Here is a 13,358-nt window from a genome sequence, read left to right on the forward strand (position 1 = left end):
TCGCACATGTCCACGCCCAAACACGCCAAAGTCCTGATTCTCGGTTCCGGCCCCGCCGGCTACACGGCTGCCGTTTACGCAGCACGCGCCAACCTGTCCCCGGTGCTGATCACCGGCATCGCGCAGGGCGGCCAGCTGATGACCACGACCGATGTCGAAAACTGGCCGGCAGATGCGAAAGGCGTGCAGGGTCCGGAGCTGATGGCGCGCTTCCTGGAGCACGCCGAGCGCTTCAACACCGAAATCGTCTTCGACCACATCCACACCGCGAAACTGCACGAGCAGCCGATCCGCCTGATCGGCGACTCGGGCGAATACACGTGCGACTCGCTGATCATCGCGACCGGCGCGTCCGCGCAGTATCTCGGCCTGCCGTCCGAAGAGGCGTTCATGGGCAAGGGCGTGTCGGCCTGCGCAACCTGCGACGGCTTCTTCTACCGCGGCCAGGAAGTCGCGGTGATCGGCGGCGGCAACACGGCCGTCGAGGAAGCGCTCTACCTGACGGGCATCGCGAAGAAGGTCACGGTGATCCACCGCCGCGACAAGTTCCGCGCGGAGCCGATCCTGATCGACCGCCTGCTGGAGAAGGAAAAGGAAGGCGTCGTCGACATCAAGTGGGATCACGTGCTCGACGAGGTGACGGGCGCAGATTCGGGCGTCACGGGCCTGCGCATCAAGAACGTGAAGACCGGTGCGAAGGAAGACCTCAACGTGCAGGGCGTGTTCGTCGCGATCGGCCACAAGCCGAACACCGACCTGTTCCAGGGCCAGCTCGAGATGAAGGACGGCTACATCCTGACGAAGAGCGGCCTGCACGGCAACGCCACCTCGACGAGCGTGCCGGGCGTGTTCGCCGCGGGCGACGTGCAGGACAACGTGTACCGCCAGGCGATCACGAGCGCGGGCACGGGCTGCATGGCCGCGCTCGACGCGCAGCGCTACCTCGAAAGCCTGCACGACAAGAAGTAAGCCGCAATCCTTGCCGCGCCGGGCGCTACAATGGCGTCCGCTGCCGCGAAGCGGGCCCGACCGGAAAGCCGCTGCCGCCGCGCAGCGGCTTTTTTTTGCCCGCGCGCCCGAACGCGCCTGCCCTGCTATCGAATCATGGCGAAGAACCAGCCCCATCCGAGCGATCCCGCGAAGCGACAGATTGCCGCCCGTCCCGCGAACCCCGCGCCGGCCGCCGTGCCGCCCGCGCCCGATCCGGCCGCGTTGCGCGGCCAGGGCCTCGCCGGCCTCGGCGCGCTGCGCAAGTCGCTGCAAGGCGAAGCCGAGCGCCGCGAACGCACGCGCATCGAAACCGCGAAGGCCGAGCGCAAGGCGGAAGCCGACGCGAACCTGTTCCGCAACGAAATCGGCGCGATCCGGCCGCTGAACGCGCCGCCGCGCGCGGCGTCCGGCCGCATGCCGCCCGACCCGGTGCCGAAGCAGACGCAGCGCGACGAGGAAGCCGTGCTGAACGCGACGCTGTCCGACGAATTCGATCCCGAAACGCTGCTCGACAGCGACGACTCGCTGTATTACCACCGCCCCGGCATCAGCCGCGACGTGGTGCGCAAGCTGAGGAGCGGCGCGTGGATCGTGCAGGCGCAGCTCGACCTGCACGGAATGCGCCGCGACGAGGCACGCGACGCGCTTGCCGAATTCGTCCGCGAAGCCGGCAAGAAGGGGCTGCGCTGCCTGCGCGTGATCCACGGCAAGGGGCTCGGCTCGATCGGCAAGGAACCCGTGCTGAAAGGCAAGGTGCGCGCGTGGCTCGTGCAGAAGGAAGAAGTGATCGCGTTCTGCGAGGCGCGCGGCATCGACGGCGGCGCGGGCGCGGTGCTCGTGCTGCTGCAGCCGCTCGCGGCGCCGGCCGACCGGGGGCCGCGTGCCGCATCCTAGGCTGACGCTCGCGATCGCCGTACTGGAGGCGATCGCCACGCTGGCGTTTGCGATTTCGGGTTTCATCGAGGCGCGCAAGAACCGCCTCGACTCGGTCGGCACGTTCGTCGTCGCGCTCGCCACCGCGTTCGGCGGCGGCACGCTGCGCGACATCCTGCTCGAGCGCCGGCCGTTCTACTGGGTCGTGCACGACGACTACGTGATCGCGATCTTCGTGCTCGCGCTGTTCGCGCCGTTCGTGCTGCGGATGCTGTCGCGGCTGTCGGCCGAGCGGCTGCTGCTGGTCGCCGACGCGATCGGGCTCGGCATCTTCAGCATCTCGGGCACGTCGATCGCGCTCGACGCCGAAATGCCGCGCTTCATCGCGGTGATGATGGGCGTGATCACCGGCGTGGTCGGCGGGATCATCCGCGACGTGCTGTGCAACGACATCCCGCTGATCCTGCGCGATTCGCGGCCTTACGCGACCTGCGCATTCGTCGGCTGCTGGTTCTACCTGCTGCTCGTGTGGCTGCAGTTCGATTCGGTGTACAGCGTGCTGCTCGCGACCGGCTTCATCCTCGCCGCGCGGCTGGCGACGTTCAAGTTCGACGTGCGGCTGCCGCACTGACTGCCGCCGCAGCGCCAGCTTCAGCGCCAAAACAAAAGGGGCCGCTCATTCGAGACGGCCCCTTCTCCTTCATTCAGCGCGAACGCCGCATCATGCGATCCGCTCTTCCGATGCCGGATCGAACAGCACGGCCTTCGACACGTCGAACAGCAGCGACTGCGTCTGCCCCGGCTGCGGGTTCGCGGCCGGATGCACGCGGCTCACGATGCGCTTGCCGTTCACCTGCGCGAACACGTGCGTGTCCGGCCCGGTCGGCTCGGTCACGTCGACGCGCACGTCGATCGGCTGCAGGCTCGACGCCTCGCCGTTGTGCGCGTTGCGTGCGTCGGTGATGCGCTCCGGACGCAGGCCGAGGATCACCTCGCGGCCGACGTGGCCGTTCATCCGCTTCGCGTCGAACGGCAGCTTCAGCGCGCTGCGCGCGAGGCCCGTGTCGATCTCGAGCGCGATCCCGCTGCCCTGCTCGACCAGCTTGCCGTTGATGAAGTTCATCGGCGGCGCGCCGATGAAGCCCGCGACGAACAGGTTCGCCGGCGAATCGTAGATCTCCTGCGGCGCGCCGAACTGCTGGACCACGCCATCCTTCATCACCGCGATCCGGTCGCCGAGCGTCATTGCCTCGATCTGGTCGTGCGTCACGTAGACGATCGTCGTGCCGAGGCGCTGGTGCAGCAGCTTGATTTCCGCGCGCATCTCGATGCGCAGCTTCGCGTCGAGGTTCGACAGCGGCTCGTCGAACAGGAACAGCGACGGATCGCGCGCGAGCGCGCGGCCCATCGCGACGCGCTGGCGCTGGCCGCCCGACAGCTGGCCCGGCTTGCGGTCGAGCAGGTGCTGGATCTGCAGCATCTGCGACACGCGGTCGACGATCTGCTGCTGCTCGTTCTTCGGCACCTTGCGGATGTTCAGGCCGAACGAGATGTTCTCGCGCACCGTCATCGACGGATACAGCGCGTACGACTGGAACACCATCGCGATGTCGCGATCCTTCGGCGACAGGTCGTTGACGACCTTGCCGTCGATGCAGATCTCGCCGCTCGTGACTGTCTCGAGCCCGGCGATCATGTTGAGCAGCGTCGATTTCCCGCAGCCCGAACCGCCGACCAGGATCAGGAACTGTCCGTCCTCGATCTCGATGTCGACACCCTTCAGGACCGGCACCCCGTTCGGGTAGGTCTTGTACACGTCACGGATGGAAAGGCTTGCCATGCTGTGAATCCTCTGTCTCGTCTCGCGCGGCGCTAACGCGCCGCGTCGGGTTCGTTTCGATGCGCCGCGCGACGTGCGCGGCCGGTTCGTCGTATCGGATAAGGCCGCGCCTACCCCTTCACCGCGCCCGCCGTCAGCCCGCGCACGAAGTAGCGGCCGGCGACGATGTAGACGAGCAGCGTCGGCAGCGCGGCGATGATCGCGCCGGCCATGTCGACGTTGTACTCCTTCACGCCCGTCGACGTGTTGACGAGGTTGTTCAGCGCCACCGTGATCGGCATCGAATCGACGCCGGAGAACACGATCCCGAACAGGAAGTCGTTCCAGATCTGCGTGAATTGCCAGATCAGGCACACCATGAAGATCGGCAGCGACACGGGCAGCAGGATCTTCGTGAAGATCGTGAAGAAGCCGGCGCCGTCGATGCGCGCGGCCTTCACGAGCTCGGACGGCACGCTCACGTAGAAGTTGCGGAAGAACATCGTCGTGAACGCGATCCCGTACACGACGTGCACGAACACGAGGCCGGGAATCGTATTGGCGAGGCCGAGCATCCCCTGCAGGCGCGCCATCGGCAGCAGGATCACCTGGAACGGGATGAAGCAGCCGACCAGCATCATCGTGAACAGCGCGTCCGCGCCGCGAAAGCGCCAGTGCGTGAGCACGTAGCCGTTGAACGCGCCGATCAGCGACGAGATCAGCACGGCCGGGATCACCATCTGCAGCGAATTCAGGAAGAACGGCTTCATCCCGTCGCAGCGCACGCCGGTACACGCGCCGCTCCACGCCTTCACCCACGGCTCGACGGTCCAGTTGGTGGGCGGCGTCAGCAGGTTGCCGGTGCGCAGCTGGTCGAGGTCCTTGAACGACGTCGACAGCATCACGTAGATCGGGAACAGGAAATACAGCGCGAACAAGATCAGCGCCGCGTAGATCACTGCCCGGCTGATCGTCATCTTAGGCTGCATTGCGGGTGCTCCTCGATTCCATATACATCAGCGGCACCAGCACCGCGACCACGGTCGCGAGCATCATCACCGACGACGCCGCGCCGAGCCCGAGCTGGCCGCGGTTGAACGAAAACGTATACATGAACATCGCCGGCAGCGACGACGACGTGCCCGGGCCGCCCGCCGTCAGCGCGACGACCAGGTCGAAGGTCTTGATCGTGATGTGGCAGAGGATCAGCAGCACCGAGAAGAACACCGGGCGCATGCTCGGGATCACGATCTTGCGGTAGATGGTCGGCAGCGTCGCGCCGTCGACCTGCGCGGCCTTGAAGATCTCGGCGTCGACGCCGCGCAGCCCTGCCAGGAACAGCGCCATCACGAAGCCGGTCGACTGCCACACGGCCGCGATCACCACGCAGAAGATCGCCTTGTCCGGATCGCCGAGCCAGTCGAACGAGAAGCTCGTCCAGCCCCAGTCGTGCATCACCTTCTCGAGGCCGAGGCCCGGGTTCAGGATCCATTGCCACGCAGTGCCGGTGACGATGAACGACAACGCCATCGGGTACAGGAAGATCGCGCGCAGCGCGCCTTCGTTGCGGATCCGCTGGTCGAGCAGGATCGCGAGGAACAAGCCGAGCGCGACGCAGACCGCGATGAACGGAATCCCGAACCAGCCGAGGTTCGCGGCGGATGTCCACCACACGTCGTTCTGGAACAGGTCCGAGTAACGGCCGAAGCCGTCGAATTCGTAGTTCGGCAACAGCCGCGAGTTGGTCAGCGACAGATATCCGGTAATCAGGATGAAGCCGTAGATGAACACCACGGCGATCGCGACGCTCGGCGCAAGCACGAGCTTCGGAATCCAGCGATCGGCGAAGGCCGACATCGGCGACGTACGCCGTGCGGCGGTATCGCCGGATCCGTTTCCGCTAAGAGGGGCAGCCACTTGATTCGACTCCTGGAACGAGGGCGGCGCAGGCCGGGCCGGCGCCGGGTACGGCGCGGGCCCGCGGGCGAGCCCGTTTGCTGCACTTGCAAAAACGCCCGGCCGATGAAGCGTGTCCGGCCGGGCGCCTGTCGCGCGTTACTTGACCTTCGCGGCCTTCGCGAGCGCGGCGACCGCGCTCTTCGAATCCTGCTGCGAGTTCATGAACTTCGTCACGACGTCCGTGATCGCGCCGGCGGTCGCATCGCTCTGCGCCATCCCGTGTGCGAGCGACGGCACGAAGCCGCCCGACTTGATCGCGGTCTGCTCGTCCGCATACGACTTCTTCGCGCAGTCGTCGAACTTGTCCATCTTCACGCCGAGGCGCACCGGCACCGAGCCCTTCAGCAGGCTGAACTGCTCCTGGAAGTCCGGCGTCATGATCGTCTTCGCGAGCGCGATCTGGCCCGGCGTCGCGGCCTTCTCGCCCTTCTGCTGGAAGAACACGAACGAATCGACGTTGAACGTGTACGCATTCGCCGTACCCGGCACCGCCGCGCAGATGTAGTCCTTGCCCGCCTTCTTGCCCGCGTTCTCGAACTCGCCCTTCGCCCAGTCGCCCATGAACTGCATGCCGGCCTTGCCGTTGATGACCATCGCGGTCGCGAGGTTCCAGTCGCGGCCGTTACGGCCCGTATCGAAGTAGCCCTGGATCTTGCGCACCGTGTCGAACACGGACAGCATCTGCGGCGACGTCAGCGTCGCCTGGTCGAGGTCGACCAGCGCCTTCTTGTAGAACGCCGGGCCCTGCGACAGCACGACGTCTTCCCACAGCGTCAGGTCCTGCCACGGCTGGCCGCCCATCGCGACCGGCTGGATGCCCGCGGCCTTCAGCTTGTCGGCCACCGCGAAGAATTCAGGCCAGGTGGTCGGCACCTTCGCGCCGATCTTGTCGAGCGCGGCCTTGTTGATGTACAGCCAGTTCACGCGGTGCACCGAGAACGGCGCGGCGACGGTGTGGCCCTTGTACTTGATGATCTTGTCGATTTCCGGCGGCAGGTTCTGCTTCCAGTCCCCTGCGGCCGAATCGATGTTGACGAGCACGCCCTGGTCGGCCCAGTCCTGGATCAGCGGGCCCTTGATCTGCGCGGCCGACGGTGCGTCGCCGCTGATCACCTTGGTCTTCAGCGCGGTCATCGCCGCGGCGCCGGCGCCGCCCGCGACCGCGAAGTCCTTCCACACGTAGCCCTGCTTCTGCACGTCGTCCTTCAGCACGCCGACGGCCTTCGACTCGCCGCCCGAGGTCCACCAGTGCAGCACCGTTACATTCTCGGCTGCCTGCGCCGCCACGGCGCCAGCCATCAGACCTGCCGCGCAGAGCGCGCCCATGATCGAGCGAACTTTCATTACTTATCTCCTCCAGACTGAATCAACTCGTGAGGTTCCCTGACCGGGAACCGGCTTCTTGATAACGACGGGGAAATCGAGCCGCGGGACGCATGCAGCGTACGGGGCCGATGACCGGCCGGGCTCTTACAGAAAGCGTGAATCGAGATTCAACGGCGTGTCTCCTCTTTGTGTTTCTGGCCCGCCGCGATGATGCGACGCGAGCCCGGGGCCAACGGTGCGCGGACGATGCGCGCCGTCAATGTCCGATAACATTCGGCACAAGGCGCTCCCGAAGGCGAAGCTCGCGCAGTTCATCGACCGCACTTCTTTTTTTCTTCACCCAGGTGCTACCCCTTGCGGCGGATTGTAGTTAAACTACAATTCAGTGTCAAAAATATTTTTATCGCACTACGGATTGCTTCCCAGCACCCCAAAACCCGGCGGAGACACATGCATACCGATTCCAGCTTTACCTTCGTACTTTTCGGCGGCACCGGCGATCTGTCGATGCGCAAGATCCTGCCCGCGCTGTTCGAAGCGCACCGTGCGAACATGCTGGCGGAGAGCGGCCGGATCGTCGCCGTGGCGCGGCACGAATCGGATCAGGCGGGTTATCTGGAGTGGGTCGACACGCATGTGAAGCCGCATGCGGTCAAGGCGGCCGGCAAGGCGTTCGACGAAGCCGCATGGAAGTCCTTTCTCCAGCGCATCGAGTACGTGAAGCTCGACCTCGGCCGCGCGGAAGACTACGTCGTGCTGCGCGACGCGATCGCATCGCTGCCCGGCATCCGCGTGTTCTATCTGGCGACGGGCCCGTCGCTGTTCGTGCCGATCTGCAACGCGCTCGCGTCGGTCGGCCTGAACGAAGGCTCGCGCATCGTGCTCGAGAAGCCGCTCGGCTACGACCTGCGCTCGTCGAATGCGATCAACGACGCGGTCGGCGAGATCTTCGCGGAAGGCCAGATCTACCGGATCGACCATTATCTCGGCAAGGAGCCGGTGCAGAACCTGCTCGCGCTGCGCTTCGGCAATGCGCTGTTCGAACCGCTGTGGCGCCGCGAATGGGTCGAGAGCATCCAGATCACGATCGCCGAGGAACTCGGCGTCGAAGCGCGCGGCGATTTCTACGACAATACGGGCGCGCTGCGCGACATGGTGCAGAACCACCTGCTGCAACTGCTGTCGATCGTCGCGATGGAGCCGCCGCACTCGATGGATTCCGACGCGGTGCGCGACGAGAAGCTGCGCGTGCTGCGGGCGCTGAAGCCGGTCGATCCGCGCGACATCGGCAAGGTTGCCGTGCGCGGCCAGTATCATGCGGGCGTGATCAAGGGCGCGCAGGTGCCGGCCTACGCGACCGAGCCGGGCGTGAAGCCCGACAGCCAGACCGAAACCTTCGTCGCGCTGAAGGTCGAGATCGAGAACTGGCGCTGGGCCGGCGTGCCGTTCTTCCTGCGCACCGGCAAGCGTCTCGCCGATCGTGTCGCGGAGATCGTCGTCAACTTCCGCCCGGTGCCGCACTCGGCGCTCGGACCGACCGCGCTGCGCCCCGGTTCGAACCGCCTCGTGATCCGGCTGCAGCCGAACGAGACGATCCGCCTGTACTGCCTCGCGAAGCAGCCCGGCGAAGGGATGAACCTCGCGAGCGTGCACCTCGACCTCGCGTTCGACCGGTTCTTCAAGGAAGGGCAGATGGAGGCATACCAGCGCCTGCTGCTCGACGTGATCAACGGCCGGCTCGCGCTGTTCGTGCGTCGCGACGAACAGGAAGCCGCATGGCGCTGGGTCGAGCCGATCCTGAACGAATGGGCGCGCTCGCTGAAGCCGCCGAAGCCGTACGCGGCGGGCACGTGGGGGCCGGCCGCGGCGAGCGCGATGCTCGCGCAGCACGACACCTGCTGGCTCGAAGAAGAAAACTGATGCAAGCCGTTGCCGCGCGCGCGACTGCGTGCGGCAACGTGCCCCACGATTCGTACGATTTGAACATACAAAGCAGTCCGGAGGAGATGTGATCGAGATCCACGCTTTCGACACCCAGGAAGCGCAAAGCGAAGCGCTCGCGCGCGCCGTCGGCGATGCGCTGCGCGCCGCGCTCGCCGGCCCCGCGCGCCCGACGCTCGCGGTGTCCGGCGGCACGAGCCCGCGCCCGTTCCTGCAAACGCTGTCGCATGCCGCGCTCGACTGGGCCGGCGTCGACGTGACGCTGGTCGACGACCGCTGGGTGCCGGAGGACGACGCGGCCAGCAACGCGCACCTCGTGCGCGATACGCTGCTGCAGCACGCGGCGGCCCCTGCCCGCTTCCTGCCGCTAGTCGACACGCGCGCCACGCTCGACGCGCACGTCGCCGCGCTGAACGCGAACGCCGACTACCGCGTGCCGAACGTCGCGGTGCTCGGCATGGGCGAGGACGGCCACACCGCGTCGATCTTCGCAGACGCACCCGAATGGGACCACGCGATCGCGACGCCCGAGCGTTTCGTCGCCGTGCATCCGGGCGCCGCGCCGCACGCGCGCGTGAGCTTTTCGCTCGATGCCCTCAAGCGCGTCGAGCGGCTGTTCCTGCTGATCGCGGGCCCCGCCAAGCGCGCCGTGCTCGACGCCGCGGCCGCGTCGCTGCAGAAGAACGCGATTTCCCAACTGGCCAACGACAAGGGGACCCAGCTCGATGTCTACTGGTGCGCAAAGTAAGGCGGTCGTCGCGGGTCAGCATGCCGACGGCCCGCGCCTGCTCGCGGACGTCGGCGGCACCAACGCGCGCTTCGCGCTGGAAACCGGTCCGGGCGAGATCACGCAGATCCGCGTGTATCCCGGCGCCGACTATCCGACGATCACCGACGCGATCCGCAAGTACCTGAAGGATGTGAAGATCAGCCGCGTGAACCACGCGGCGATCGCGATCGCCAATCCGGTCGACGGCGACCAGGTCACGATGACCAACCACGACTGGAGCTTCTCGATCGAGGCGACGCGCCGTGCGCTCGGCTTCGACACGCTGCTCGTCGTCAACGATTTCACCGCGCTCGCGATGGCGCTGCCGGGCCTGACCGACGCGCAGCGCGTGCAGGTCGGCGGCGGCACGCGCCGCCAGAACAGCGTGATCGGGCTGCTCGGGCCCGGCACGGGGCTCGGCGTGTCGGGGCTGATCCCGGCCGACGACCGCTGGATCGCGCTCGGCAGCGAGGGCGGCCACGCGTCGTTCGCGCCGCAGGACGAGCGCGAGGATCTCGTGCTGCAGTACGCGCGCAAGAAGTTTCCGCATGTGTCGTTCGAACGCGTGTGCGCGGGCCCCGGCATGGAGATCATCTATCGCGCACTCGCCGCGCGCGACAAGAAGCGCGTCGCCGCGACCGTCGACACGGTCGAGATCGTCGAGCGCGCGCATGCGGGCGAAGCGCTCGCGCTCGAGACGGTCGAATGCTTCTGCGGGATTCTCGGCGCGTTCGCGGGTAGCGTCGCGCTGACGCTCGGCGCGCTCGGCGGCGTGTACATCGGCGGCGGCGTCGCGCTGAAGCTCGGCGAACTGTTCACGCGCTCGTCGTTCCGCGCGCGCTTCGAGGCGAAGGGCCGCTTCACGCACTATCTCGAGAACATCCCGACCTACCTTATCACCGCCGAATACCCGGCGTTCCTCGGCGTGTCGGCGATCCTCGCGGAGCAGCTGTCGAACCGCTCGGGCGGCGCGTCGTCGGCCGTGTTCGAGCGGATCCGCCAGATGCGCGATGCGCTGACGCCGGCCGAGCGCCGCGTCGCCGATCTCGCGCTGAACCATCCGCGCTCGATCATCAACGATCCGATCGTCGACATCGCGCGCAAGGCCGACGTGAGCCAGCCAACCGTGATCCGCTTCTGCCGCTCGCTCGGCTGCCAGGGGCTGTCGGACTTCAAGCTGAAGCTCGCCACCGGCCTCACCGGCACGATCCCGATGAGCCACAGCCAGGTGCATCTCGGCGACACGGCCACCGACTTCGGCGCGAAGGTGCTCGACAACACGGTGTCGGCGATCCTGCAGTTGCGCGAGCACCTGAACTTCGAGCATGTCGAGAACGCGATTGAGATCCTGAACGGCGCGCGGCGCATCGAGTTCTACGGGCTCGGCAACTCGAACATCGTCGCGCAGGACGCGCACTACAAGTTCTTCCGCTTCGGGATCCCGACGATCGCGTACGGCGACCTGTACATGCAGGCCGCGTCGGCCGCGCTGCTCGGCAAGGGCGACGTGATCGTCGCGGTGTCGAAGTCGGGGCGTGCGCCCGAGCTGCTGCGCGTGCTCGACGTCGCGATGCAGGCCGGCGCGAAGGTGATCGCGATCACGTCGAGCAACACGCCGCTCGCGAAGCGCGCGACCGTCGCGCTCGAGACCGACCACATCGAGATGCGCGAGTCGCAGTTGTCGATGATCTCGCGGATCCTGCATCTGCTGATGATCGACATCCTCGCGGTCGGCGTCGCGATCCGCCGCGCGTCGCCGAACGGCGAGCTGCCCGAGGCCGTCGCGCAGGCGCGGGCGCGGGCGAGCGACGACGAAACGGCGGACGTGCTCGACTGGCTGAGCCACGGCGCATCGCCGGCGGCGAAGGACGTCGCGCGGGATTGACGCTTCGGCGAAACGCCGTCGATCCACGACACCCCGAACGCTGATTCAAGCCCGGCGTTCGGGGTGTTTTGCATGAGCGGTACCGGCGCGCACGACAGCGGCCCGGCAGGCATCGACGATGCCTTCTGCCGACGGCGCGCGTGACGTCATACGTTCGTACACGCTCCCATTTTCGAACAAGTCCAATTGTCAGCAGTTGTCCAGGCTCGGAAACTTCCTTCACTCCGCGTGATGCCGCCATCCCGGTCCGACGCGAGAAATGACGCGTTTCTCACAGAACCCCGATTGGCATCGACAGCATCACGTTCATCCAGTTTGCGGAGAGGGATATGCCTAGACCACGTTTTTCAGCCGCATGGGCAGCAACAATGCGCATTTACGCGCCGATAAATTCCGCGGAGAAAGTTGCCTTGACGATTGGTGGCAACGTGACCACCAATATCCAGCGATGGGGCAAAGCAGAAGTGATCAAATTCCCGCCTTCGCTTGGAGGCAGCACCCTGGACGATAGGCAGGGGATCGTTCTCTTCGAGGTTTCAGCCTCGTCGATAGCCTGAGAGAGGAATACTATAATGAACAATACCTATGCCTTTGGTACACATCGAGATCTCACGCCGATGGAACTGTTTTTCCTTGTCTTTATCGATGAGACATGCAAGGAACTTGGTGTTGACGATGTAGCAGCAGTGGTTGCCATTGTGGCCGGTCAGAATTGGATGCCAACACGAGCGAAGCCCTTTGGTACCACGCCGGGTACTTCTGTTGCGTCGATATTGAGTCGCAAGTATCTGGACTACGATTTGAAGAAGAAGATCCTCCTAACGCTGACCAACGCCAGCGTTAAGCGCTTGAGATTCATTCTGGTAAGAAACATTGGGGTTTTCGTTGGGCGCGCGGTTCCTGTCGTCGGCTGGGTCATTGCTGCCAAGGATGTCACGATGATCAGCATTCGTTCCGTGTCGCGCTATAACTCGCTTGTTAAGCCTGAGGACAAGGTGTTCTGATGAGCCAGCTTACATGGAACGAGTTTGAGGATTTTGTGAGAAGGGAGGCCGGTGTTAGTCCCAAAAAAATTCTCACAAAAGGTCATGCCATCGAGGGTGATTTGGATATCACTGGCGACGATGCGGTCGAGTTTATGGAGAGCTTCTTCGATAAATTTCCGGTGCAATTTGGAGATTTTGATTTCAATCGCTATTTCTCAGGAGAGGGCTTTAGCTTGATTGAAGTGGTGCGGATGGCCTTCTCCAGAAAACGCCGAGAAAAATATGACAAAGTGCCACTGACTCTAGGCATGCTCTATCAGGCTATTTTGGATGGAGAGTGGAGCAATCAGCGCTTGGAAAGCCTGCCGCGCTGATTGCACCTCACCAAATAGACCGGTTTATTGTTTAGGCGATGCGTCGGATCTGTGCATACCTCTGGAGTCCGCCATGAGTCAATATCCGCTGCTCCGGTGTGTGATGTTCGGGGCACTGATGTTCGCGGCACAACCCAGCCACGCCACGGATACGACGTCGTCGCCGCAAGCGGGCGCCCGAACCTACGCGCAGAACTACAAGGACATGGTGCTCGCCGAATGCATCGCGACCGCTTATCGGAATGAACCGTCCGCTGCGATGGACGCGGGAAGCAGCGCCAGTGCACTAATGGATTGGACCGACTTCGAGAACCTGTCCGCATTTTTGTGGGCGAGGCGGTTGAACAACGCGTTATCCACGCGCCTGGGTGAATCGTTCACCGAACAGGATAGCAAACTGGTTCATTGCTGATTTCCAGTCGAACGCTGCCCGCAC

General features: G+C 65.1%; 13 protein-coding genes and 1 pseudogene. 10 read left to right on the forward strand and 4 right to left on the reverse strand.

Annotation, left to right across the window (positions count from 1 at the left end; genetic code table 11):
• The first annotated feature begins 6 nt into the window (after window positions 1-6).
• From trxB to GD429_RS02395, 3 genes are all read left to right on the forward strand, one after another.
• Entirely contained in the window at window positions 7-969 is a 963-nt protein-coding gene (gene trxB, locus GD429_RS02385) for a thioredoxin-disulfide reductase (RefSeq protein ID WP_152855479.1), read from the forward strand.
• A 135-nt stretch (window positions 970-1,104) separates the two neighbouring features.
• On the forward strand, window positions 1,105-1,884 hold the full coding sequence (locus GD429_RS02390) for a Smr/MutS family protein (RefSeq protein WP_152855480.1): 780 nt from the start codon (window positions 1,105-1,107) through the stop codon (window positions 1,882-1,884).
• The gene (locus GD429_RS02395; RefSeq protein ID WP_034182961.1) at window positions 1,871-2,494 is read left to right on the forward strand and encodes a trimeric intracellular cation channel family protein; all 624 of its coding nucleotides are present in this window, start codon (window positions 1,871-1,873) and stop codon (window positions 2,492-2,494) included. Before GD429_RS02390 ends, GD429_RS02395 begins: the two co-directional genes overlap by 14 nt.
• Before the next feature lie 90 nt (window positions 2,495-2,584).
• Here GD429_RS02395 and GD429_RS02400 read toward each other — a convergent pair whose 3' ends face one another.
• The 4 genes from GD429_RS02400 to GD429_RS02415 all read right to left on the reverse strand — a co-directional run bounded on the left by GD429_RS02400 (window position 2,585) and on the right by GD429_RS02415 (window position 6,985).
• Complete coding sequence (locus tag GD429_RS02400) at window positions 2,585-3,703, reverse strand: ABC transporter ATP-binding protein (protein WP_131947152.1); 1,119 nt, start codon at window positions 3,701-3,703, stop codon at window positions 2,585-2,587.
• A 110-nt stretch (window positions 3,704-3,813) separates the two neighbouring features.
• Window positions 3,814-4,671, reverse strand: a complete 858-nt coding sequence (locus GD429_RS02405) for a carbohydrate ABC transporter permease (protein ID WP_105393441.1) — start codon at window positions 4,669-4,671, stop codon at window positions 3,814-3,816.
• Window positions 4,661-5,599 (reverse strand): sugar ABC transporter permease, encoded by a 939-nt coding sequence (locus GD429_RS02410; protein WP_321574352.1) that lies wholly within the window; start codon window positions 5,597-5,599, stop codon window positions 4,661-4,663. Before GD429_RS02410 ends, GD429_RS02405 begins: the two co-directional genes overlap by 11 nt.
• Before the next feature lie 138 nt (window positions 5,600-5,737).
• The gene (locus tag GD429_RS02415; RefSeq protein ID WP_152855482.1) at window positions 5,738-6,985 is read right to left on the reverse strand and encodes an ABC transporter substrate-binding protein; all 1,248 of its coding nucleotides are present in this window, start codon (window positions 6,983-6,985) and stop codon (window positions 5,738-5,740) included.
• 432 nt (window positions 6,986-7,417) lie between these two features.
• Here GD429_RS02415 and zwf point away from each other — a divergent pair, with 432 nt between their 5' ends.
• The 7 genes and pseudogenes from zwf to GD429_RS40880 all read left to right on the forward strand — a co-directional run.
• Entirely contained in the window at window positions 7,418-8,887 is a 1,470-nt protein-coding gene (gene zwf / locus GD429_RS02420; RefSeq protein ID WP_152855483.1) for a glucose-6-phosphate dehydrogenase, read from the forward strand.
• A gap of 88 nt (window positions 8,888-8,975) precedes the next feature.
• Window positions 8,976-9,656, forward strand: a complete 681-nt coding sequence (gene pgl, locus GD429_RS02425; protein ID WP_321574353.1) for a 6-phosphogluconolactonase — start codon at window positions 8,976-8,978, stop codon at window positions 9,654-9,656.
• The gene (locus GD429_RS02430) at window positions 9,634-11,562 is read left to right on the forward strand and encodes a bifunctional transcriptional regulator/glucokinase (RefSeq protein WP_152855484.1); all 1,929 of its coding nucleotides are present in this window, start codon (window positions 9,634-9,636) and stop codon (window positions 11,560-11,562) included. Before pgl ends, GD429_RS02430 begins: the two co-directional genes overlap by 23 nt.
• 329 nt (window positions 11,563-11,891) lie before the next feature.
• Window positions 11,892-12,119, forward strand: a complete 228-nt coding sequence (locus GD429_RS02435; RefSeq protein WP_152855485.1) for a hypothetical protein — start codon at window positions 11,892-11,894, stop codon at window positions 12,117-12,119.
• A gap of 15 nt (window positions 12,120-12,134) precedes the next feature.
• Window positions 12,135-12,566, forward strand: a complete 432-nt coding sequence (locus GD429_RS02440; protein WP_152855486.1) for an STM2901 family protein — start codon at window positions 12,135-12,137, stop codon at window positions 12,564-12,566.
• Complete coding sequence (locus GD429_RS02445) at window positions 12,566-12,922, forward strand: DUF1493 family protein (RefSeq protein WP_105393447.1); 357 nt, start codon at window positions 12,566-12,568, stop codon at window positions 12,920-12,922. Before GD429_RS02440 ends, GD429_RS02445 begins: the two co-directional genes overlap by 1 nt.
• A gap of 118 nt (window positions 12,923-13,040) precedes the next feature.
• Window positions 13,041-13,223 (forward strand): annotated as a pseudogene (locus tag GD429_RS40880) (T6SS amidase immunity protein Tai4 family protein); the annotation flags it as partial.
• Between the last annotated feature and the right edge of the window lie 135 nt (window positions 13,224-13,358).

Origin of the sequence: Burkholderia sp. BE17, assembly GCF_009362305.1 — a bacterium.
In the GTDB taxonomy this organism is placed as follows: Bacteria; Pseudomonadota; Gammaproteobacteria; order Burkholderiales; family Burkholderiaceae; genus Burkholderia; species Burkholderia pyrrocinia_C.